Source organism: Micromonospora sp. AKA38 (assembly GCF_027925725.1).
GTDB lineage: Bacteria > Actinomycetota > Actinomycetes > Mycobacteriales > Micromonosporaceae > Micromonospora.
Genome location: NZ_BNEI01000005.1, coordinates 1,226,519 through 1,251,940, shown reverse-complemented (window position 1 = coordinate 1,251,940; position 25,422 = coordinate 1,226,519). Strand labels below are relative to the sequence as shown.

The following is a 25,422-nucleotide window of genomic DNA, read 5'->3' as shown; positions in this document are numbered from 1 at the left end:
CCTGTGTTGCCCCGAGCCGGCAGTGGTCACGTCAGGACACCCCCAGCTCGCGGTCGATGAAGTCGAAGACCTCGTCCGGGGTGGCGTCCTGGAGCTTGTCGGCGACGCCGTCGCCGTCCGCCGGGGCGTCCACCTCGTTGAGTGAGGCCAGCAGCGTCCGGAGCCGTTCGGTGATCCGCAGCCGCGCGCCGCGGTCGGGGGCGGCGCCGGACAGCGCCGCCTCCAGCCGCTCCAGTTCGCCGAAGACCGGCGCGGCGGCGGCCACTCCCCCGTCCACGACGGCGGCGCGGACGTAGTCGGCGAGCAGCGCGGCGGTCGGGTAGTCGAACACCACCGTGGCGGGCAGCCGGACGCCGGTGGCGGCGGTGAGCCGGTTGCGCAGCTCCACCGCGGTCAGCGAGTCGAAGCCGAGGTCCCGGAACGCCCGGTCGGGTTCGACGGCGGTGTCCGAGGCGTGCCCGAGCACCGCCGCCGCCTGGCCCCGGACGAGGTCGAGCAGCGTCTTGCGGCGTTCCGCCTCGCTCTGCCCGGCGAGCAGGGCGGCGAGCGACTCGGCGGAGGGGCCGGCGTCGTCGGCGCGCTCGGCGGTGGCGCGGAGCGCCTCCGGGATGCCGGTGAGCAGCGGGCTGGGCCGCACCGCGGTGAAGCCGGGCACGTACCGGGCCCAGTCGATGCCGGCGACCACGGTGACCGGTTCGCGGCGGGCGAGGCAGCCGGCGAGCGCGGTGAGCGCGAGGTCACTGTCGAGCCGGGCGACACCGCTGCGCCGCCGGCGTTCGGCCACGGCGGGGTCGGCGTCGGCCATGCCGCCGGTGGCCCAGGGTCCCCAGGCGACGGAGGTGGCCGGCAGGCCCCGCCGGTGCCGCTGCTCGGCCAACGCGTCGAGGTAGGCGTTCGCGGCGGCGTAGCTGCCCTGCCCGGCGGCGCCGAGCTGGCCGGGCAGCGCGGAGAAGAGCACGAAGGCGCGCAGGTCCCGATCGGCGGTCAGCTCGTGCAGGTGCAGCGCGCCGAGCACCTTGGGCCGCAGCACGTCGGCGATCCGGTCGGCGGTGAGACCGTCGAGGACCCCGTCGTCGAGGATGCCGGCGGTGTGCACGACGCCGGTCAGCGGCGCGTCGGCGGGCACCTCGTCGAGGAGCTTGGCGAGCGCGGCCCGGTCGGCCACGTCGCAGGCGGCGACCGTGACCCGGGCGCCCCGGTCGGTGAGGTCGCGGACCAGGTCGGCGGCGCCGGGCGCGTCGGCGCCGCGTCGGCTGACCAGCATCAGGTGCGTCGCGCCCCGGTCGGCGAGCCAGCGGGCCACCTGCCCGCCGAGCGCGCCGGTGCCGCCGGTGACCAGCGTGGTGCCGGCGTGGTCGAGTTCCGGGTCGGTGCCGCCGCCGGGCGCCCGGACGAGCCGGCGGACCAGCAGCGTGACGCCGTCGACGGCGAGCTGGTCCTCCCCGTCGGGGCCGGTGAGCGCGGCGCAGAGCAGGTCCCAGCCGTGGTCGTCGAGCGTGGCCGGCACGTCGACCAGGCCACCCCAGCGTTCCGGGTGTTCCAGCGCGACGACCCGGCCGAGGCCCCAGAGCAGGGCCTGTTCGGGCCGGCCGGCGCCACCGTCGCGGGTGGTGCCGGCGGCGCCCCGGGTGACGCACCACAGCGGCGCGGCCACGTCGAGGTCCCCGAGCGCCTGGATCAGCGCCAGCGAGCGGGCCAGGAACGGCGGCACCGGCTCGGTGGCGTCGACCGGGCCGTCGGCGAGCGCGAGCAGGGAGAGCACCCGGTCGGCCGGGTCGGGGCCTGCGGCGGTGAGCCGGGCGGCGACGGCGGCGCGGTCGGTGTCGTCGGCGGGCAGCAGCACCAGCCGGGCGTCCGCGCCGCGCCGGGTCAGTTCGGCCACCGCCGTCTCCGCCTCGGCGGCGCCGGCCTCGTCGGCGACGACCCACCAGACGCCGGTGAGGAAGCCGACCGGAATTCCGCCGTACGGCTGCCAGACGGCGCGGTAGCGCAGGTCGTCGAGCGTGGACCGGTCGCGTTGCCGGCGGCGCCAGTCGGCGAGCAGCGGCAGGGCCGCGCCGAGCCGGTCGAGGGATTCGGCGGCGTCGGCGGCGGTGAGATCGGCGAGCGCCGCGAGGTCCTCGTTGTCGACGGCGGCCCAGAAGGCGGCGTCGACGCCGGTCGGGCTCTCCCCGGCGGCGGGCGCGTCGAGGCTGGCGCGTGGCCAGTAGCGGGCCCGGTCGAACGCGTAGGTGGGCAGCGCGACGGTGTCCGTGCCGGCGAGGACCGTGGTCAGGTCGACGGGCAGGCCGACGCTGTGCGCGGTGGCCAGGTTGGTCAGCAGCCGGGTCGGGTCGTCCTCACCCCGCCGCAGCGTGGACAGCGTGTGCCCGGCGGCGCCGAGGTCGTCCAGGATCGCGGTCACCGGCATGGTCAACACCGGATGCGGCGAGATCTCCACGAACGTCGTGTGACCCGCCCCGACCGCCGTGCGCACCGCGGTGTCGAACCGCACGGTCTGCCGCAGGTTGTCGTACCAGTAGTCCGCCGTCATCGTCGCCGGGTCCACCCACTCCCCGGTCAACGTCGACACCAGACGCGTGTGACCGGCCTGCGGCGTCACACCGGCCAGCTCCGTGCGAAGCCGCTGCGCGACCTCCTCCACCGCCGCGGAGTGCGACGCGTAGTCCACCGGGATCAACCGGGCCCGAACACCGTCGGCCTGACACGACTCAACCAGGTCCGCGACCGCCTGCGGCGGACCGGACACCACCACGGTCGCCGGGCCGTTCACCGCCGCCACCCCGACACCGGCGAAGCCACCCAGCCGGGCGGTCACCTCGTCGGCGGACAGGTCGACCGACGCCATCGTCCCGGTGCCCCGCAGCGCGGACAACGCCCGCGACCGCAACGCCACCGTCTTCGCCGCATCGTCCAGGGACAGGATCCCGGCCACACAGGCCGCGCCGATCTCGCCCTGCGAGTGACCGACCACCGCCTGCGGCACGACCCCCACGTGCCGCCACACCGCGGCCAGGGCGACACCCACCGCCCACAGCACCGGCTGCACCACCTCGACCCGGCCCAACCACGACTCGTCGTCACCGGTCAACACCGACACCAGATCGACATCGAGGTAAGGAGAGAGCGCCACCTGACACTCGCCCAGCGCCGCGTCGAACGGCACGCACCGGCCCACCAGACCGGAAGCCATCCGCGCCGACTGCGCACCCTGACCCGGGAACACGAACACCGGACCGGCACCGTGCCCGGCGACCGCGCCGGCCACCAGGTTGCCGGCGGGCGCGCCGGACGCGAGCGCGTCCAGACCGGACAGCAACTCCTCGGCCGAGGAGCCGAGCACCACGGCCCGCTGGTCGAACGCCGACCGGGTGGTGGCCAACGACCAGGCCACCACGGCGGGGTCGGCCGGGTCGGAGCGCAGGTGCCGGGACAGCCGCTGGGCCTGCCGGGCGAGCCCGTCGCGGGTCCGCGCCGACACCGGCCAGGCGGTGACGGCGGCGTCGAGCAGGCCGGGCCGGACGGCGTCCGGCTCGGTGGACGCCTCGTCGGGCAGTTCGAGGATGACGTGCGCGTTGGTGCCGGAGATGCCGAACGAGGACACCGCCGCCCGACGGCCGGACCCGCTGCCCGGCCAGGGCCGGTTCTCGGTGACCAGCTCCACCGCGCCGGCCGACCAGTCGATGTGCGGCGAGGGCGCGTCCACGTGCAGCGTCATCGGGACCACGCCGGCCCGCATGGCCAGGATCATCTTGATCACGCCGGCGACGCCGGCGGCGGCCTGGGTGTGGCCGATGTTCGACTTCACCGAGCCGAGCAGCAGCGGTTCGACGTCGGCGCGGCCCTGCCCGTACGTGGCGATGAGCGCCTGCGCCTCGATCGGGTCACCCAGCGTGGTGCCGGTGCCGTGCGCCTCCACCACGTCCACGTCGGCCGGGGACAGCCGCGCCGCGGCCAGCGCCGCCCGGATCACCCGCTGCTGCGACGGGCCGTTCGGGGCGGTCAGCCCGTTGGACGCGCCGTCCTGGTTGACCGCGCTGCCGCGCAGCACGGCGAGCACCGGATGCCCGTTGCGGCGGGCGTCGGAGAGCCGTTCAACCAGGAGCATCCCCACGCCCTCCCCCCATCCGGTTCCGTCGGCGGCGGCGGCGAACGCCTTGCACCGCCCGTCGGCGGCGAGGCCGCGCTGGCGGGAGAACTCGACGAACAGCCCCGGGGTCGACATGACGGTCACGCCACCGGCGAGCGCCAGGTCGCACTCGCCGCGTTGCAGTGCGGCCGCCGCCAGGTGCAGCGCGACCAGCGACGACGAACACGCCGTGTCCACCGAGACCGCAGGTCCTTCCAACCCCAACACGTACGCCACCCGCCCCGAGACCACGCTCGCCGCGTTCCCGGTGCTCGCGAACCCTTCGACCTCGTCCGCGGACACCATCAACAGGGCCCCATAGTCCTGTCCGTTCGTGCCGACGAACACCCCTGTTCGTGAACCCCGCAAGCCACCCGGGTCAACCCCTGCCCGCTCGATGGCCTCCCACGACGTCTCCAGCAGCAGGCGCTGCTGCGGGTCCATGGCCACGGCCTCACGCGGTGAGATGCCGAAGAACCCGGCGTCGAAGTCGGCCACGTCGTAGAGGAACGCGCCGGTGCGGACGTAGGAGGTGCCGGCGGAGTAGGGGTCGGGGTCGTAGAGCCGGTCGACGTCCCAGCCCCGGTCGCCGGGCAGGTCCGACACCGCGTCCCGGCCGGCGTGCAGCAACTGCCAGAACCGCTCCGGGTCGGTCACCCCGCCCGGGAACCGGCAGGACATGGCGACCACCGCGATCGGCTCGTCGTCGGCCAGCGGCGCGGGGCCGGCGACCGCCTCGGTCTCGGCGCCGCCGCCCAGCTCCTCGTCGAGGTGGCGGGCCAGCACGGTGGCGGTCGGGTAGTCGAAGACCAGCGTGACCGGCAGCCGCAGCCCGGTGGCGGTGCCGAGCCGGTTGCGCAGCTCGACCGCGGTGACCGAGTCGAAGCCGAGGTCCCGGAACGCGTGGTGCGGGTCGACGGCCTGGCCGCCGTCGTACTTCAGGACCGTGGCCGCCTGGTCGCGGACCAGGTCGAGCAGCGCCTGCCGGCGCTGCGCGGACGCCATCCGGGCGAACGCGCCGACCGGCTCGACCTCGGTGGTCTCCTCCGGTTCCCGTTCGGCGGCGAGCCGCCGCACCTCGGGGATCTCGGCGATCAGCGGGGCCGGGCGGGTGGCGGTGAGCGCGACCCGGAACCGGTCCCAGGCGATGTTGGAGATGGTCAGGAACGTCTCGTCGTGGGCGAGCGCCTGGTGCAGCGCGGCGATCGCGAGCCGGGGCGGCATCTCGGGCGCGCCGTGCCGGTGCAGCATCCGGCCGAACTCGCCGTCGGCCATGCCGCCGCCGCCCCAGGCGCCCCAGGCGATCGAGGTGGCCGGCAGGCCGAGGTCGCGGCGGTGTTCGGCGAGCGCGTTGAGGTAGGCGTTGCCGGGGGCGTAGTTGCCGACGCCGGAGCTGCCCACGGTGCCGGCCATCGCGGAGAACAGCACGAACGCGTCGAGGTCGAGGTCGCGGGTCAGCTCGTGCAGGTTGACCGCGGCGGTGACCTTGGCGGCGAGCGCGTGGTCGAGCTGGTCGAGGGTGAGGGCGCCGATCACCGCGTCGTCGAGCACGGCGGCGGTGTGCACGACGATGCGGAGGGGATGTTCGGCGGGCACGTCGGCCAGCACGGCGGCGAGCGCGTCCCGGTCGGCGGCGTCGCAGGCCGCGACCGTGACCCGGGCGTCCGAGGCGGTCAGCTCGGCCTCCAGCTCGGCGACGCCGTCGCCGGACCGGCCGCGTCGGCTCAGCAGCACCAGGTGGTCGACGCCGTTGGCGGCGAGCCAGCGGGCCACGTGCCCGCCGAGCGCGCCGGTGCCGCCGGTGACCAGCGCGGTGCCGGTGGGTCGCCAGTCGCGCGGGGCGGGGATGTCGCCGAGCGGGGCACGCCGCAGCCGCCGCCCGTACGCGCCGGTGGGGCGCAGCGCGACCTGGTCCTCCCCGTCGGCGCCGGCGAGGACGCGGGCGAGCTGGACGGCGGTGCGGTCGTCCGGGGTGTCGGGCAGGTCGACCAGGCCGCCCCAGCGGTCCGGGTGTTCCAGCGCGGCGATCCGGCCGAAGCCCCAGGCGAGCTGCTGCGTCGGGTGGGTCAGCGGGTCGCCGGGGCCGGTGGTGACCGCGCCCCGGGTGAGCGTCCACAGCGGCGCGCGGACGCCGGCGTCGCCGAGTGCCTGGGTGAGCGTGACGGTGCCGGCGAACCCGGCCGGCACGTGCGGGTGGCCGGGCAGCGGCGTCTCGTCGAGCGCCAGGAGCGAGACCACGCCGGCGGGCGGCGTGTCCCGGTGCGTGTCGCGCAGCCGGTCGGTGAGCGCGTTCCGGTCGGGCGCACCGGTCAGCGCGATCTCGACGACGGTGGCGCCGTGCCGACGCAACGCGTCCGCCACGAAGCCGACCGCGGCGTCGGCGGGGGCATCCGCGTCGGCCCCGGCGGCGGTGACCAGCCACCAGGCGCCGGTGAGGGTCGGCGCGGCCGAGCCGTCGGGGGCGACCGGAAGCCAACTGTCGCGGTAGCGCCACGAGTCGATGGTGGCCTGGTCGCGGTGGCGACGACGCCAGGCGGCGAGCGCGGGCAGCAGCGCGGTGAGGGCGTCCTCGGACACCTCGGCGACGTCGGCCAGCTCGGCGCCGACCGCGGCCGGGTCCTCGGCCTCGACGGCCGCCCAGAACCGGGCGTCGACCTCGTCCACCTCGACCGTGCCGGCCGTGGTCCCGGCGGTCGCGGCGGCGGCCGGGCGCGGCCAGTAGAGCTGCCGCTGGAACGGGTACGTGGGCAGGTCGAGCCGGCGGGTGGACCGGCCGGCGAACGCGGGCCGCCAGTCGACGGCGGCGCCACCGGCGTACACCTCGGCGACCGCGCGGTGGAAGCGGGCCAGGCCGCCCTCGTCTCGGCGCAGCGTGCCGGTCACGGTGACCGCGGCCGGGTCGGCGGCGGCCGACTCGACGCTCTCCTGCATCGCCATGGTGAGCACCGGGTGCGCGCTGACCTCCACGAACGTCTGGTGGCCGGTGGCGGCGAGGTCGCGGACGGCGGCGTCGAAGCCGACCGTCTGCCGCAGGTTGCGGTACCAGTAGTCGGCGTCCAGGCCGGCGGTGTCGGTCCACTCGCCGGTCACGGTGGACCGGAACCGGATCTCCCCGGTGCGCGGGCGCAGGCCGGCGAGCAGCTCACGCAGCCGCTCGCGTAGCGGTTCGACGTGCGCGGAGTGCGACGCGTAGTCCACCGGCACCCGGCGTACCCGCACGTCCCGCCCCTGGTAGTGGGCGACCAGTTCGTCGAGCGCGGCGGAGTCGCCGGAGACCACCACGGCGGTCGGGCCGTTGATCGCGGCGAGCGAGACCCGGCCGTCCCAGCGGCTGATCGTGGCGGTGACCTCGTCGGCGGTGGTGGCGACCGAGACCATGCCGCCGTCACCGGCGATGCCGGCGATGATCCGGCTGCGCAGCGCCACCACGGCGGCGGCGTCGTCCAGGCTGAGCCCACCGGCGACGTACGCGGCGGCGATCTCGCCCTGGGAGTGGCCGACCACGGCCGACGGGTGGACGGCGTAGGAGCGCCACAGCGCGGCGAGGGACACGCCGACCGCGAACAGCGCCGGCTGCACCACGTCCACCCGCTCCAGCGACGGCGCGCCGGGCACGCCGCGCACCACGTCGGTCAGTGACCAGTCGACGTGCGGGCGCAGCGCCGCCGCGCAGGCGGCGAACGTCTCGGCGAACACCGGGGCGGTGTCGAGCAGCTCGGCGGCCATGCCGGTCCACTGCGAACCCTGGCCGGGGAAGACGAAGACCACGTCGCCCGGCGTACCGGGGGCGCGGGTGACGGTGTCCGGCGCGGGACGGCCGTCGGCGAGCGCGCCCAGCGCGGCGGTCAGGCCGTCGCGGTCGGCGGCGAGCACCACCGCGCGGTGCTCGTGGGCGCTGCGGGTGGTGGCCAGCGACCAGGCCAGGTCGGGCAGCGCCGCGTCCGGCACGGCGTCGAGGTGCGCCCGCAGGTCGCGGGCGCGGGCGGCGAGCGCGGCGGCGCTCCGCCCGGACAGCGCCCAGGGCAGCTCCCCGGCCGGCGCGGCGTCGTCGTCCGGCGCGGTCTCCTCCGGCGGCGCCTGCTCCAGGATGGTGTGCACGTTGGTGCCGCTGATGCCGAACGAGGAGACGCCGGCCCGGCGGGGCCGGTCGCCGGCCGGCCAGGGGCGGGCCTCGGTGAGCAGCGCGACCGTGCCGGCGGACCAGTCGACGTGCGGGGTGGGCTCGTCCACGTGCAGGGTGGGCGGCAGCACGCCGTGCCGCAGCGCCAGCACCATCTTGATCACGCCGGCCACGCCGGCGGCGGCCTGGGTGTGACCCAGGTTCGACTTGACCGAGCCGAGCCAGAGCGGCCGGTCGGCGTCGCGGGCCTGCCCGTACGTGGCGATCAGCGCCTGCGCCTCGATCGGGTCGCCGAGCGTGGTGCCGGTGCCGTGCGCCTCGACGGCGTCGACCTGGTCGGGGGCGAGCCCGGCGTTCGCCAGGGCCTGCCGGATGACCCGCTGCTGGGCCGGCCCGTTGGGGGCGGTGAGCCCGTTGGACGCGCCGTCGGAGTTGACCGCGCTGCCGCGTACCACGGCCAGGACCGGGTTGCCGTCGCGGCGGGCGTCGGAGAGCCGCTGGAGCACCAGCAGGCCGACGCCCTCACCCCAGCCGGTGCCGTCGGCGGCGCCGGCGAACGGCTTGCAGCGGCCGTCGGCGGCCAGGCCGCGCTGCCGGGAGAAACCGACGAAGATGCCGGGCGTGGCCATCACCGTGGCGCCGCCGGCGAGCGCGAGGTCGCACTCCCCCGCCTGCAACGCCTGCGCGGCGAGGTGCAGCGCGACAAGCGACGCCGAGCAGGCGGTGTCGACCGTGACGGCCGGGCCGTGCAACCCGAAGGTGTACGCGAGCCGGCCGGAGATGACGCTGGCGGAGACGCCGGTGGCGAGGTAGTTCTCGTCGCCGTCCCCGGAGGCCAGCAGCAGCGAGCCGTAGTCCTGCCCGTTGGTGCCGACGTAGACGCCGGTGCGGCTGCCGCGCAGCGCGGCCGGGTCGAGCCGGGCCCGTTCGAACGCCTCCCAGCTCGCCTCCAGCAGCAGCCGCTGCTGCGGGTCCATGGCCAGCGCCTCACGGGGGCTGATGCCGAAGAACGCCGGGTCGAACTCGCCGGCGGAGTCGACGAAGCCGCCCTCCCGCACGTAGCTGGTGCCGAGGTGCTCGGGGTCGGGGTGGTACAGCTCGGCGACGTTCCAGCCGCGTTCCTCGGGCATCGGCGACAGCGCGTCGGTGCCGCCGGCGACCAGGTCCCAGAGCTGCTCGGGGCTGGCCACACCGCCGGGGAAGCGGCAGCTCATCGCCACGATGGCGACGGGTTCGCGGTGCCTGTCGACGTCGGCGGCGACGACCGCGCCGCCGGTGTGGTCGTCGGCCTGGCCGTGCAGGTGCGCGGCGAGTTCGGCGACCGTGGGGTGGTCGAAGACCAGCGTGGCGGGCAGCGTCATGCCGGTCTCGGCGGCGAGCCGGTTGCGCAGCTCGACCGCGGTGAGCGAGTCGAAGCCCAGGTCGCGGAACGTGCGGTCGGGCAGCGGCCGGCCGGCCGGGTGGCCGAGCACCAGCGCGGCCTGGGTGCGGACCAGTTCGGTGAGCTGCGGCAGGGACCGGCCGACCACCACCGCCGGGGCGACCACGGCGGGTCCGGTGGGCACGCCGGGCAGGCCGGCGAGCAGCGGCGCGGGCCGGCCGCGTACGGCGGCGAGGCGTCCCCAGTCGACGTCGGCGACGGTGACGGCCGGCGCGGCGGCGCCGACGATCCGGCCCAGCGCGGCGGCGGCCGGCTCGGCCGGCAGCGGGTTGACGCCGCCCCGGGTCAGCCGCGCGGTCAGCTCGGCGCTGGCGGCAGCCATGCCGTCGGCGGACCAGGCGCCCCAGGCGATCGCGGTGGCCGGCAGCCCCCGGTCGCGGCGCCAGGCGGCGAACGCGTCCAGGAAGGCGTTGGCCGCCGCGTAGTTGCCCTGCCCGGCGCTGCCGATCACGCCGGCCAGCGAGGAGAACATCACGAACGCGTCGAGCCGGCGGTCGGCGGTGGCGTCGTGCAGCACCCGGGCGGCGCGGACCTTGCCGTCCAGCACGGCAGCCAGGCGGGTCAGGTCGAGGCCGTCGAGGATGCCGTCGTCGACGACGCCGGCGGTGTGCACCACGGCGGTCAGCGCCGGCAGGTCGGCGACCAGCGCGGTGACGGCGGCGGGGTCGGTGACGTCGCAGCGCACCACCCGGGCGCCGGGCAGCTCGGCGGCCAGGTCGGCGGCGCCGGGCGCGTCGGGGCCGCGCCGGGACGCGAGCACCACCTCGGTCGCGCCGGCGGCGAGCAGCCAGCGGGTGACCTGCCGGCCGAGCGCGCCGGTGCCGCCGGTGACCAGCACCGTGCCGGTCGGCCGCCAGCCGGGGCCGGCGGGAACGGCGGCGGGGACGAGCCGGCGGCCGAACGTGCCGTGCGGCCGGACGGCCACCTCGTCGTGGCCGCCGTCGGCGAGCACCGCGCGCAGCGCGTCGGCGTCGACCCGCTCGGGCGTGGCGTCGGCGGGCAGGTCGACGAGCCCGCCCCAGCGGTCGGGTTGTTCCAGCGCGACCGTCCGGCCGAGGCCCCAGGCAGCCGCCGCGTACGGGTCGACGAGCGGTTCGCCGCCGCCCACCGAGACCGCGCCCCGGGTGACGCACCAGAGCCGGCCGGCCCGGCCGGTGTCGGCGAGCGCCTGCACCAGCGTGAGCAGCAGCGCGGTCCCGGCCGGCACGGCGGGCGCGTCGGGTCGCGGCGCGTCCGGGCCGGGCAGCACGCAGAGCACGCCCCGCCAGCCCGCCTCGTCGTGGCCGCGCAGCAGGTCGGCCAGGTCACCACGGTCGGTGTCGGCGGGCACGGCGAGCACGTCGACGTCGGCGCCGGCCACCGCGAGCGGGGCGGCCCAGGGCGCCGGATCGTCGACGGCGACGACCAGCCAGCGGCCGGTCAGCGTCGGGGCGGGCGCGGGACGGACCGCCTCCCACTCGACCCGGTACGACCAGCCGTCGAGCACCGCGTCGCGCTGCCGGGCGCGCCGCCACGACGACAGCACCGGCACGGCCGGGCCGAGCGCGGCCACCGCGTCCGGGTCGTCCTGGACGGCCAGTTCGGACGCCACGGCCGGCAGGTCGCCGCGTTCCACGGCGGCCCAGAAGTCGCCGTCCGCGCCGACACCGCCGTCCAGGCCGACCACCGGGCGGGACACGCCGTCACCGGCCCAGTAGCGCTCGCGCTGGAACGCGTACGTGGGCAGGTCGACCCGGCGGGCGCCGGTGCCGGCGAACCAGCCGGCCCAGGTGACCGGGTGGCCGTGCACGTGCAGCTCGGCAAGCGCGGCCAGCAGCGCCTCGACCTCGGGGCGGTCGCCGCGTTGCGCGGCGACGGCACGGACCGGCTCGCCGGGCAGGATGTCGGCGGTCAGCGGGGTGAGCACGGCGCGGGGGCCGAGTTCCAGGAACGTGTCGGCGCCGGCGGCGCGCAGCGCGTGCACGCCGTCGGCGTGGCGGACCGCCTCCCGGACGTGCCGCACCCAGTAGTCGGCGGTGCGGATCTCGTCCGGGTCGGCCAGCTCGCCTGTCACGTTGGACACCACCGGCAGCGTCGGCGCGGCGAACGTCAACCGCTCCAGCACCGCCCGGAAACGCGCCAGCACCGGCTCCATCAGCGGGCTGTGGAACGCGTGGCTGACGGTCAGCCGGCGGGTGCGGACGCCCCGGTCCCGCCAGAGCTGCTCCAGCCGGTCCACGGCGTCCGCCGTGCCGGACAGCACCACGGCGGCCGGGCCGTTGACGGCGGCGACGTCGACCGGCTCGTCCGGGTCGGTCAGCGTGGCGCGGACGTCGGCCTCGGGCGCGGCCACGGCGAGCATCGCGCCGCCGGCCGGCAGCGCCTGCATGAGCCGGCCCCGCGCGGCGACCAGCGCGGCGGCGTGCTCCAGCGTCAGCACGCCGGCCACGTGCGCGGCGGTGACCTCGCCGATGGAGTGGCCGCCGACCAGGTCGGGCGTCAGTCCGAACGACTCGACGAGGCGGAACAGCGCCACCTCGACCGCGAACAGGCCGGCCTGGGTGAACTGGGTCTGGTCCAGCAGGTCGCCGTCGTCGAACAGCACCTCCTTCAGCGGCCGGGGCAGCGCCCGGTCCAGGTAGGCGCACACCTCGTCGAGCGCGGCGGCGAACACCGGGAACTGCGCGTACAGCTCGCGGCCCATGCCGGCGCGCTGCGCGCCCTGCCCGGAGAAGAGCACCGCGAGCTGGCCGCGGGGCGTGCCGGTTCCGGTGTGCACGGTGCCGGCCGGCTCACCGGCGGCGAGCGCGCGCAGCGCGGCGAGCAGGTCGTCCGGGCCGGCGGCGGCGACCACGGCCCGGTGGTCGAGCACGGACCGGGACACCACCGAGGCGTACGCGACGTCGAGCGGGCGCGTGTCGGGTGCGGCGGCGAGCCAGGCCGCCCAGCGGCCGGCCTGGGCGGCGAGCGCGTCGGCGGACCGGGCGGAGAGCAGCACCGGCACCACCGGCCGGGCGGTCGGGGCCGGGGCCGGTTCGTCCTCGGCCGGTTCCGGCTCGGGCGCCTGCTCGATGATGGTGTGCGCGTTGGTGCCGGACACGCCGAACGAGGACACCGCGGCGCGGCGCGGCCGGTCGGTGGCCGGCCACGGCGTCGCCTCGGTGGCGAGCGTGACCGCGCCGGCGGTCCAGTCGATGTGCGGGGAGGGCGCGTCGACGTGCAGCGTGGGCGGGACGACGCCGTGCCGGACGGCCAGCACCATCTTGATCACGCCGGCCACCCCGGCGGCGGCCTGGGTGTGGCCCAGGTTCGACTTCACGGAGCCGAGCAGCAGCGGCGTCTCCCGCTCCTGCCCGTACGTGGCGAGCAGCGCCTGCGCCTCGATCGGGTCGCCGAGCGTGGTGCCGGTGCCGTGCGCCTCCACCACGTCGACCTGCTCGGGGGTGAGCCGGGCGTTGGCCAGCGCCTGCCGGATCACCCGCACCTGGGACGGGCCGTGCGGGGCGCTCAGCCCGTTGGACGCGCCGTCCTGGTTGACCGCGCTGCCCCGGATCACCGCGAGCACCGGGTAGCCGTGCTTCTGCGCGTCGGAGAGGCGGGCCAGCAGCAGCATGCCGACGCCCTCGGACCAGCCGGTGCCGTCGGCGGCGGCGGCGAACGGCTTGCACCGGCCGTCGGCGGCCAGGCCGCGCTGGCGGCTGAAGCCGACGAACACCGCCGGGGTGGGCATCACGGTGACGCCGCCGGCCAGCGCCAGTTCGCAGTCGCCGTTACGCAGCGCCTGCACGGCCAGGTGGATCGCCACCGACGACGAGGAGCAGGCGGTGTCGATGGTGACCGCCGGCCCTTCCAGGCCGAGCGTGTACGCGATCCGGCCGGAGACGATGCTCGTCGAGTTGCCGGTGAGCGAGTGGCCCTCGGCGTCCTGCCCGGCCTGGGCGAGGATCGCGTCGTAGCCGTGCGCGGCGGCGCCGACGAACACGCCGGTGCGGCTGCCCCGCACGGCCGGCAGCGGCAGCCCGGCGCGTTCGAACGCCTCCCAGCTCGCCTCCAGCAGCAGCCGCTGCTGCGGGTCCATGGCGACCGCCTCGCGGGGGCTGATGCCGAACAGGTCGGCGTCGAAGTCCCCGGCGTCGTAGACGAAGCCGCCCTCCCGCACGTAGCTGGTGCCCGGGTGGTCCGGGTCGCTGTGGAACAGCCGGTCGAGGTCCCAGCCCCGATCGGCGGGGAACGGGCCGATCCCGTCGCGGCCGTCGCGGACCAGCTCCCAGAGCTGCTCGGGCGAGCCGACGCCGCCCGGGTAGCGGCAGGTCATCGCCACCACCGCGACCGGCTCGGTGTCGCGGGCCTCCAACGCCCGCAGCCGCCGCCGGGTGCGCCGCAGCTCCGAGGTCGTACGCTTCAGGTACTCGACGTACTTCTCGTCCTCGCTGTTCACCGTGGTCCTACCCTCACTCGGCGTACCGATGTCGTCGCGGCCGGCGGTCAAGACGTCTCCAGCTCGCGGTCGATCAGGTCGAAGATGTTCTCGGTGGTGGCCGACTCCAGGTCGCCGTCGTCGGCGGTCGTCTCCCGCGCGGTCAGCCGGTCCAGCAGACTGTGCAGCCGCTCGGTGATGCCGCGGAACGCCTCGTCGTCCGGGTCGAGCCCGGCCAGCGCCGCCTCGAGCCGGTCGAGGTCCCGGCCGACGCCGCCGGAGGCGTCGGTCGCGCCGTCGGGCACGGCGATCCGCGTGGCGAGGTGGGCGGCGAGCGCGGCCGGCGTGGGGTTGTCGAAGACCAGCGTGGCCGGCAGTCGCAGCCCGGTGGCCGCGCCGAGCCGGTTGCGCAGCTCGACCGCGGTGAGCGAGTCGAAACCGAGTTCCCGGAACGCGCGGTCCGGCTCCACCCCGGCCGGGTCGCCGACGCCGAGCACCACGGCGACGTGCGCCAGCACCAGGTCGCGCAGCGCCCGTTCGCGTTTCTCGCCGGACAGGCCGCGCAGCGTCTCCGCGTACGCCGGGCCGCCGGCCGCCTCGGTGACCGTGCCGCGGCGCGTGCCGGCGCGGACCAGCGCGGTGAGCAGCGGATGGACCGGGCCGCCGGTGCCCTGCGTGCTGATCTTCGCGGGCATCAGCGTGGGTCGTTCGGAACGCCAGGTGGCGTCGAACAGGGCCAGCGCCTCGTGGTCGGTGAGCGCCACCAGGCCGCTGCGTTCCAGCCGCCGCCGGTCGACCGCGCCGAGGTGGCCGGTGATCCCGCTGGCGGTGGCCCACAAGCCCCAGACCAGGGAGACCGCCGGCAGGCCGGACGCGCGCCGGTGTTCGGCGAGGGCGTCGAGGAACGCGTTGCCGGCCGCGTAGTTGCCCTGGCCGGGCCCGCCCATCAGGCCGGCGGCGGCGGAATAGAGCACGAACGCGGTCAGCTCGTGGTCGCGGGTGGCGCGGTGCAGGTTCCAGGCCGCGTCGACCTTGGGGCGCAGCACCGCAGCGAGCCGCTCCGGGGTGAGCTTCTCGACGGTGGCGTCGTCGACGACGCCGGCGGTGTGCACCACGGCGCGCAGCGGGTGCCGCTTGTCCACCAGGGACAGCACGTCGGCGACCGCCTCCGGGTCGGCCAGGTCGGCGGCGACGAGCTGCGCCTCCGCGCCGCCGGCCTTGAGGTCGGCGAGCAGCTCGTCGGCGCCCTCGGCGTCCGGGCCGCGCCGGCTGACCAGCAGCAGGTGCCGGGCGCCGTGCGCGGCGACCAGGTGCCGGCAGAGCAGCGCGCCGAGCGTGCCGGTGGCGCCGGAGACCAGGACGGTGCCGTCGAGCCGGGGCGTCGGCGGGATGGTCAGCGTGAGCTTGCCGACGTGCCGGGCCTGGCTGAGGAAGCGGAACGCCTCGGGCGCGCGCCGGACGTCCCAGGTGCGGCGCGGCAGCGGGCGCAGCGTGCCGGCGGCGAACAGCGCCATCAGCTCCGCCAGCATCCGCCCGACCGTGGCCGGGCCGGCCGCCATCAGGTCGAAACCCTGGTAGCTGACGCCGGGGTGGTCGGCGGCGACCCGCGCCGGATCACGCGGGTCGGTCTTGCCCATCTCGACGAACCGGCCGCCGCTGTCGAGCATCCGCAGCGACGCGTCCACGTACGCGCCGGCGAGCGAGTTGAGCACCACGTCGACGCCCCGCCCGGCGCGGCGGGCCCGGAACTCGTCGACGAAGTCCAGGGAGCGGGAGGAGGCGATGTGCGCGTCGTCGAGGCCGGTGGCGCGCAGCACCGGCCACTTGCCGGGGCTGGCCGTGCCGTAGACCTCGGCGCCGAGGTGCCGGGCGATCTGCACGGCGGCCATGCCGACGCCACCGGTGGCGGCGTGCACCAGCACCGACTCGCCGGCGGTGAGCCGGCCCAGCTCGACCAGCCCGTACCAGGCGGTCAGGAAGACCACCGGCACGCCGGCCGCCTCCGCGTACGACCAGCCGTCCGGGATGCGGGTGACCATGCGGTGGTCGGTGACCGCGACGGTGGCGAACGAGCCGGCGAAGATGCCCATCACCCGGTCGCCGGGTTTCAGGTCGGTGACGCCGGGGCCGACCTCGCGGACCACGCCGGCGCCCTCGCTGCCGAGCACCTCCTGGCCGGGGACCATGCCGAGCGCCAGCACCACGTCCCGGAAGTTGAGGCCGGAGGCGCGCATCTCGACCGCGACGTGCCCGGCCGGCACCGCGCCGGCCTCGACCGGCACCGGCAGCAGCGCCAGGTTCTCCAGCGTGCCCTTCTCGGTGACGTCGAGCCGCCACGGCTGCCGGTCGCCGGGTGGCGTCAGCACGCCGGTGTCCCGGGCCCGGACCAGTCGGGGCGTCCACGCGGCGCCGTCGCGGAGCGCGAGCTGCGGTTCGCCGGACGCGAGCGCGGCGGGCACCGCGTCGAGCGTGGCGGCGGCGTCGTCCAGGTCGAGCAGCGTGAACCGGCCGGGGTGTTCGGACTGGGCGGAGCGGACCAGCCCCCACACCGCGGCGCGGGCCGGGTCGCGGGGGGCCTCGCCGGGCGCGGCGGCGACCGCGCCCCGGGTGGCGAGCACCAGGCGGGCGGCCTCCAGGCGGGGTTCGGTCAGCCACCGGTGCACCAGCGCGAGCGTGTCGCGGGCGGCGCGGTGGGCGTCCGCGTCCACCCGCTCCGGGTCCGGGCCGGGGCCGCCGCGCAGGTCGACCACGATCTCCGGTACGTCGTCGTCGCCGTCCACGGCGGCGAGCAGCGCGTCCAGGTCGGGGTGGACGGTCACCCGGTGCCCGGCTCCGGCCAGCGTGGCGGCCAGCCCGGCGGGGTCGCCGCCGGGCGGGTCGGCGAGGCCGGCGCCGGCCGGGTCGGTGCGGTCGCCGGTGAGCAGCGCCCAGCGGTTCGGGGCCGGGGTGTCGGTGGCCGGCAGCGGCGTCCAGTCCAGGTGGAACACGGCGGTACGGCGCAGCGCGGCGGTGCCGTCGTCCTGGCCGGCGGCGACCGGGCGGAACGTCAGCGACTCGACGGTGGCGACCGGTCGGCCGGCCGGGTCGGCGAGCGCGACGGCGACCGTGTCCGGGCCGAGCGAGCGGATCGTCACCCGCAGCCGGGTGGCGCCGTGGGCGTGCAGCGTGACCGCGCGGAGCGTGAACGGCAGCCAGCCGCTGCCGGCCTCGGCGGGCGTGCCGAGCAGCGCGGTGGGGCCGGTGGCGTGCAGGGCCGCGTCGAACAGCGCCGGGTGCAGGCCGAACCGGGACGCGTCGGCGGCCTGCGCCTCGGGCAGCGCCACCTCGGCGTACACCTCGTCGCCGTGGCGCCAGACGCGGTGCAGGCAGCGGAACGCGGGCCCGTAGGTGAGGCCGGCCTCGGCGGTGCGGGCGTACCAGGCGTCCAGGTCCGCGTCGACCTCGACGGCGCCGGCCGGCGGCCACTCCCCCGGCCCGGGTTCCGGTTCGGCAAGCTGCGGCAGCAGCAGACCCTCGGCGTGCCGGGTCCAGTCGGCGTCGCCGTCGTCGGCGGGCCGGGAGTGCAGCGTGACGGCCCGTTCGCCGGCGTCGCCGGGCGCGCCGACGCGTACCTGCACCTGGACGGCGCCGGTGGCGGGCAGCACGAGCGGGCTGATCAGCGTGAGGTCACCGACCTGACCGGCGTCCACCTCGTCGCCGGCCCGGATCACCATGTCGGCGAGCGCGGTGCCGGGGACGACGACGGTCCGGCCGACGACGTGGTCGGCGAGCCACGGGTGGGTACGCGTGGACAGCCGCCCGGTGAGCACCACGGTCCGGTCGTCGGCGACCGGCAGCGCGGCGCTGAGCAGCGGGTGCCCGGCGTCCTGGAGGCCGGCGGAGGCGACGTCGTGGGCGGGTCGGGCGGTGGTGGTGAGCCAGTACCGCTTCCGGTCGAACGCGTACGTGGGCAGGTCGACGGTGGTCGTGGGGGTGAGGACGCGGGTCAGGTCGACGGGCAGGCCGAGGGTGTGCGCGACCGCGAGGCTGGTCAGCAGCCGGGTCGGATCGTCGTCACCGCGGCGCAGCGTGGACAGCGTGTGCCCCGCCGTGTCGGTGTCGTCGAGGATCGCCGTCACCGGCATCGTGAGCACCGGATGCGCCGACACCTCCACGAACGTGCGGTGCCCGGCCCCGAGCGCGGTCCGCACCGCCTGCTCGAAACGCACCGGCTGCCGCAGATTCGTGTACCAGTACCCCCCGTCCATGCTCTCGGGGTCGGCCCAGTCCCCCGTCACCGTCGACACCATCCGGACCTGACCCGGCTGCGGAACCAGCCCCGCCAGATCGGTGAGCATCCGCTCACGGACCCGCTCCACACCCGGGTTGTGCGAGGCGTAGTTGAACGGCACCGGCTTCGCCCGCACCCCCTCGCCCTCCCACCGCTGACGCAACCCTGCCAGGGTGTCCGGCGGACCGGACACCACCACCTGCCCCGGACCGTTGAGCACCGCCACCACCGTGCCGGGCACACCCTCGATCCGCGCCTGCACCTCGTGCTCGGGCAGATCCACCGCCAACATCCCGCCAGAACCCGCCAGAGTGGCCAGCAACCGCGCCCGCAGAATCACCGCCCTCGCCGCATCATCGAGCGACAGCACCCCGGCCACGCACGCCGCGGCCATCTCCCCCTGCGAATGACCGATCACCAACGACGGCTCCACCCCCGCAGCCCGCCACACCTCCGCCAGACACACACCGACCGCGAACAACACCGGCTGCAAGATCTCCACCCGGTCCAGCCAGGCGTCGTCGTCACCGGTCAACACCGACACGAGATCCACATCCAGCAACGGCGCGAACGCCCGCTGACACTCCGCAAGACGCGCGTCGAACGGCGCACACCGACCCACCAGACCAGCCGCCATCCGCACCGACTGACCACCCTGACCCGGAAACACGAACACCGGACCCGGGCCGTGCTCGGCGGCCGAACCCGACACCACGTTTCCGGTCGGGGTGCCCGACGCGAGCGCGTCCAGTGCCGTCAGCAGTTCGTCGCCGGTGGTGCCGACCACTGCGGCGCGGTGCTCGAACGTCGAGCGGGTGGTGGCGAGGGACCAGGCCACCGCCGCCGGGTCGAGCTGCCCGCCGGCGCGCAGGTGGGCGGCGAGCCGGGCGGACTGCGCGGCGACGCCGGCCCGGGTACGGGCCGACACCGGCCACAGCCGGACGTCGGCGTCCACCAGGCCCGGGGCGGCGGGCGCCGGCCGCGCGGCGGGCTCGTCGGCCTGTTCGATGACGACGTGGGCGTTGGTGCCGGAGATGCCGAACGACGACACCGCCGCCCGACGCGGCCGGTCCACCGCCGGCCACTCCCGCGCCTCGGTGACCAGCTCCACCGCGCCGGCCGACCAGTCGATGTGCGGCGACGGCTCGTCCACGTGCAGCGTCGGCGGCACCACCCCGTGCCGCATCGCGAGGACCATCTTGATGATCCCGGCGACGCCGGCCGCGGCCTGGGTGTGGCCGATGTTCGACTTGATCGACCCGAGCAGCAGCGGCGTCTCCCGCTCCTGCCCGTACGTGGCCAGCAACGCCTGCGCCTCGATCGGGTCACCCAACGTGGTGCCGGTGCCGTGCGCCTCCACCACGTCCACGTCCGACGTGGACAGTCCCGCGTCCGCCAACGCAGCCCGGATCACCCGCTGCTGCGACGGACCGTTCGGCGCGGTCAGCCCGTTCGACGCGCCGTCCTGGTTGATCGCGCTGCCGCGCACCACGGCGAGCACCGGGTGACCGTTGCGGCGGGCCTCGGAGAGCCTTTCCAGCAGCAGCACGCCGACGCCCTCGCCCCAGCCGGTGCCGTCGGCGCCGGCGGCGAACGCCTTGACCCGGCCGTCGGCGGCCAGTCCACGCTGGCGGGAGAACTCGACGAACAGCCCGGGTGTCGCCATCACGGTCACGCCACCGGTGAGCGCGAGGTCGCACTCGCCACGTCGCAGCGCCTGCACGGCCAGGTGGAACGCGACGAGCGACGACGAGCAGCCGGTGTCCACCGACACGGCCGGTCCTTCCAGGCCCAGCGCGTACGACACCCGGCCGGACACCACGCTTGCCGCGTTGTCGGTGCCGCCGAAGCTCTCGTCCGGGGCGACCAGCACCAGCGCCCGGTAGTCCTGCCCGTTGGTGCCGGCGAACACGCCGGTCCGGGAGCCCCGCAGCGATTCCGGCACCACGCCAGCCCGCTCGATCGCCTCCCAGGACGCCTCCAGCAGCAGCCGCTGCTGCGGGTCCATGGCGGCGGCCTCGCGCGGCGAGATGCCGAAGAACACCGGGTCGAAGTGGCCGGCGTCGGGCACGAACGCGCCCTGGTCGGTGTAGGTGGTGCCGGCCGACGCCGACGCCGGGTCGACGAGCGTGTCCGGGTCCCAGCCCCGGTCGGTGGGGAAGTCGCCGACCGTGTCCACGCCGTCGGCGACGATCCGCCACAACGCGTCCGGGTCGCTGACGCCGCCGGGGAAGCGGCAGGCCATCGCCACCACGGCCACCGGCTCCTCGCCGGACGCGACGGTGGTGACCGGGGTTCCGGCGGGCGCCGGGTCGGCGCCGAGCAGCGTGTCCCGCAGCAGCCGGGCCAGCGCCACCGGCGTGGGGTGGTCGAAGACCAGCGTGGTGGGCAGCGGCTGGCCGGTGGCGGTGACCAGCCGGTTGCGCAGCTCCACCGCGGTCAGCGAGTCGAAGCCGAGGTCCCGGAACGCGGTGGTGGCCGGGATCGCGGCGGCGTCGGCGTGGCCGAGCACGTCGGCGGCGAGTTCCCGGACCAGGTCGGCGAGCGTCTCCTCGCGGCGGGCCGGGTCCAGGCCGGCGAGCCGGGCCCGCAGCGTCGCCGCCGGTCCGTCGTCGGCGTCGCCGTCGGCCGGCGCGCCGCCGTCGAGCGCGGCCTTCGCCTCCGGTACGCCCTCCAGCAGCGGCCGGCGCCGGGCGGACGCGTACGCGGGCGCGAACCGGGACCAGTCCACGTCGGCGACCGTGAGCGTCACGTCGTCGTGGTCGAGGGCCTGCCGCAGCGCGCTCATCGCGACGTCGGCGTCCATCGGCGGTACGCCCCGGCGGCGCAGCGCCCGGTCGGAGTCGGCCACGTGCATGCCGCCCTCGCCCCACGAACCCCAGGCGATGGCGGTGCCGGCCAGCCCGTCGGCGCGTCGCCGCTGCGCCAGCGTGTCCAGGTAGGCGTTGCCGGCCGCGTACCCGGCCTGCCCGGCGCTGCCCCAGGTGGCGGCGATGGACGAGTAGACGACGAACGCGTCCAGCTCGTCGTCGGCGAGCAGGTCGTGCAGGTGGGCCGCGCCGGCCACCTTGCCGGCGGTCACCTCGGCCAGTTCGGCGGCGGTGACGGCGTCCAGCGGGGTGGTCTGCGGCAGGCCGGCGGTGTGCAGGACGGCGCGGATCGGCGGACCCTCGGCGCGTAGCCGGTCGAGCAGCGCGGCGACGGCGGCCCGGTCGGCGAGGTCGCAGGCGGCGACCGTGACGCGGGCGCCCCGCTCGCGCAGCTCGGCGGCCAGCTCGGCCGCGCCGGGCGCGTCCGGGCCGCGCCGGCTGACCAGCACCACGTGTGCGGCGCCGGCGTCGGCGAGCCAACGGGCGGCGCGCGCGCCGAGCCCGCCGGTGCCGCCGGTGACCAGCACGGTTCCGGTGGGCGTGAAGTGGCGTACCGGGGGGCGGTCGCCGATCGGCGCGCGGACCAGGCGGCGGCGCAGGACGCCGGGGCCGCGCACGGCGAGCTGGTCCTCGCCGGCCGGCGCGGCGAGCAGCGCGGCGAGCCGGCCGGCGGCGCGCGCGTCGGGTTCGGCGGGCAGGTCGACGAGGCCGCCCCAGCGGTGCGGGGCCTCCACGCCGGCCACCCGGCCCAGCCCCCAGACCGCGCCCTGGGCCGGGTCGGTGCCCCGGTCGTACGCGGTGGCGGCCACCGCGTTGCGGGTCACCAGCCACAGCGGCGCGGCCAGGCCGGTGTCGCCGAGCGCCTGGGTGAGCGCGAGCGTGGCGGCCAGGCCGGGCAGGAGCGGGTCCGGGTCGGTGGCGGGCGCCCAGGACAGCAGCGAGACCACCCCGCCGACGTCGACGCGGCCGGTGCCGGCGTCGGTGGCGTCGGCATCCGTGGCGGCGGCATCCGTGGCGTCGACCCGCGCGGCGTCGGTGAGCGCGGCGGCGAGTGCGGTCCGGTCGGCGTCGGGTGCCACGGTCAGCGGGCGCACGTCGGCGCCGGCGGCGGTGAGCGCGTCGCGGACGGCGGCCACCGCCGGGTCGTCGTCGAGGCCGGTCGGCACCGCCAGCAGCCAGGTGCCGCCGAGCGCGGCGGTGGCGGGTTCGGGCGCGGCCTGCCACTCGATCCGGTAGCGCCAGCCGTCGAGCTGGTCGTGCTGCTGCTGCCGGCGTCGCCAGCCGGCGAGCACGGGCAGCAGCGTCCGCAGCGACTCGGCGGCCTCGGCGTCGTCGACGGCCAGGGTGTCGCGCAGCGCGTCCAGGTCGGCGCGGTCGACGGCGTCCCAGAACCGGTGGTCGAGCAGGGCCGCGCCGGCGGCCGGGACGGCCGGCTCGTCGGCGGGCACCCAGTAGTGCTGCCGCTGGAACGGGTAGGTGGGCAGGTCGACCAGGCGACCGGGCCGGCCGGCGAACGCGGGCTGCCAGTCCACCGTCGTGCCGGCGACGTGCAGCGCCGCGACGGACCGGTGGAACCGGTCCAGGCCGCCCTCGTCCCGGCGCAGCGTGCCGGTGACGGTGGCGGCGTCCGGGCCGGCGGCGGCCTCGGCGCTGTCCTGCACCGCCATGGTGAGCACCGGGTGTGCGCTGACCTCGACGAACGTGCGGTAGCCGGTGCCGACGAGGCGGCGGACCGCGTCGTCGAAGTGGACCGTCTGGCGCAGGTTGCGGTACCAGTAGTCGGCGTCGAGGCCGGCGGTGTCCAGCCAGTCGCCGGTGACGGTCGAGCGGAACCGGACCGTGCCGCTGCGGGGCGTGACGTCGGCGAGCCGGGCCAGGAGCTGCTCCCGCAGCGGTTCGACGTGCGCGGAGTGCGAGGCGTAGTCCACCGGCACCCGACGTACCCGGACGTCCCGGGCCTCGTAGTGGGCGACCAGCTCGTCCAGCGCGGCGGAGTCGCCGGAGACCACCACCGCGGTCGGGCCGTTGACCGCCGCCAGGGAGATCCGCCCGGCCCAGCGGGTGATCGTCTCGGTCGCCTCGTCGGCGGTGGTCGCCACGGACACCATGCCGCCGTCGCCGGCCAGCTCCGCGATGACCCGGCTGCGCAGCGCCACCACGGCGGCGGCGTCGTCCAGGGTCAGGCCGCCGGCGACGTGGGCGGCGGCGATCTCGCCCTGCGAGTGGCCGATCACCGCGGACGGCTGCACGCCGTAGGACTGCCACAACGCGGCCAGGGACACGCCGACCGCGAACAGCGCCGGCTGCACCACGTCCACCCGGTCCAGCGACGGCGCGTCCGGTGCGCCGCGCAGCACGTCGAGCAGCGACCAGTCGACGTACGGGCGCAGCGCCTCGGCGCAGGCGGTGAGCTTCTCCGCGAACACCGGCGCGGTGTCGAGCAGCTCGGCGGCCATGCCGATCCACTGCGAGCCCTGGCCCGGGAAGACGAACGCGACCTCGCCGGGCTGGCCGGCGGCGCCGGTGACCAGCGGCGGGGCGGACCGGTCGTCGGCGAGCGCGTCCAGCGCGGCGGTCAGCTCGTCCCGGTCGGCGGCGAGCACCACGGCGCGGTGCTCCAGCGGCGACCGGGACACCACCGACGTCCAGGCCACGTCGGCGGGCGCGAGGCCCGGCTCGGCGGCGAGCCGTCGGGACCAGCGTTCGGCCTGCTGGCGCAGCGCGGTACGGGTGCGGCCGGTGAGCAGCACCGGTCCCGTCCGGTCGGCCGGCGTGGCCGGGGCCGCCGTTTCCTCGGCGGGTTGTTCCAGCACGATGTGGGTGTTGGTGCCGCTCATGCCGAACGAGGAGACGGCGGCCCGGCGGGGCCGGTCCACGGCCGGCCACGGCGTCGGCTCGGTGACCAGCCGGACCGCGCCGGCGGTCCAGTCGACGTGCGGGGTGGGTTCGTCGACGTGCAGCGTGGCCGGGACGATCCCGTGCCGCATGGCGTGGATCATCTTGATGATCCCGGCGATGCCGGCGGCGGCCTGCGCGTGGCCGAGGTTCGACTTGATCGAGCCGAGCAGCAGCGGCCGGTCGGCGGGCCGGTCCTGCCCGTACGTGGCGAGCAGCGCCTGCGCCTCGATCGGGTCGCCCAGCGTGGTGCCGGTACCGTGTGCCTCCACCACGTCGACCAGGTCGGGGGTGAGCTTCGCGCCGGCCAGCGCGGCCCGGATGACGCGCTGCTGGGACGGGCCGTTGGGGGCGGTGAGGCCGTTGCTCGCGCCGTCCTGGTTGACCGCCGAGCTGCGGATGACGGCCAGCACCGGGTGGCCGTTGCGGCGGGCGTCGCTGAGCCGTTCCAGCAGCAGCACGCCGACGCCCTCGGCCCAGCCGGTGCCGTCGGCGGCGGCGGCGAACGACTTGCACCGCCCGTCGGCGGCCAGCCCGCGCTGCCGGGAGAACTCCACGAACGGGCCGGGGGTGGCCATCACGGTGGCGCCGCCGGCGACGGCCAGCCCGCACTCGCGTTCCCGCAACGCCTGACAGGCGAGGTGCACCGCGACCGACGAGGAGGAGCAGGCGGTGTCCACGGTGATCGCCGGGCCCTCCAGCCCGAACGTGTAGGCGAGCCGGCCGGAGACCACGCTGGCGGCGGTGCCGGTGAGCACGTACCCCTCGGCGTTCGGCGCGCGGTGCAGCACGGCGGCGTAGTCCTGGCCGGACGTGCCGACGAAGACGCCGGTGCGGCTGCCGCGCAGCGACAGCGGGGCCAGGCCGGCGCGTTCGAACAGCTCCCAGGTGACCTCCAGCAGCAGCCGCTGCTGCGGGTCCATGGCGACCGCCTCGCGGGGCGAGACGCCGAACAGCGCGGCGTCGAACTGCCCGGCGTCGGCCAGGAACCCGCCGGCCGCCGTGTAGGAGGTGCCGGCGTTCTCCGGGTCGGGGTGGTGCAGCAGGTCGAGGTTCCAGCCCCGGTCGGCGGGAAAGTCGCCGATGGCGTCGCCGCCGTCCGCGACGAACCGCCACAGCTCCTCCGGCGAGCTGATCCCGCCGGGGTAGCGGCAGCTCATCGCCACCACCGCCACCGGCTCGGACTCCTCGGCCGTGACCTCGCGCAGCCGCTGGCGGGTCTGGTGCAGCTCGGTGACGACCCGGGTCAGATACTCCCGGAGCCGTGCCTCGTCCCCGGCCGGTCCGGTGGTGCCCACTGC

General features: G+C 76.7%; 2 protein-coding genes. Both read right to left on the bottom strand.

Annotated elements, in window-relative coordinates:
• Positions 1 to 31: 31 nt before the first annotated feature.
• Entirely contained in the window at positions 32 to 14,137 is a 14,106-nt protein-coding gene (locus TPA0908_RS22510; protein WP_374709257.1) for a type I polyketide synthase, read from the bottom strand.
• Positions 14,138 to 14,154: 17 nt separating this feature from the next.
• The gene (locus TPA0908_RS22505; protein ID WP_374709256.1) at positions 14,155 to 25,419 is read right to left on the bottom strand and encodes a type I polyketide synthase; all 11,265 of its coding nucleotides are present in this window, start codon (positions 25,417 to 25,419) and stop codon (positions 14,155 to 14,157) included.
• Positions 25,420 to 25,422: the final 3 nt, after the last annotated feature.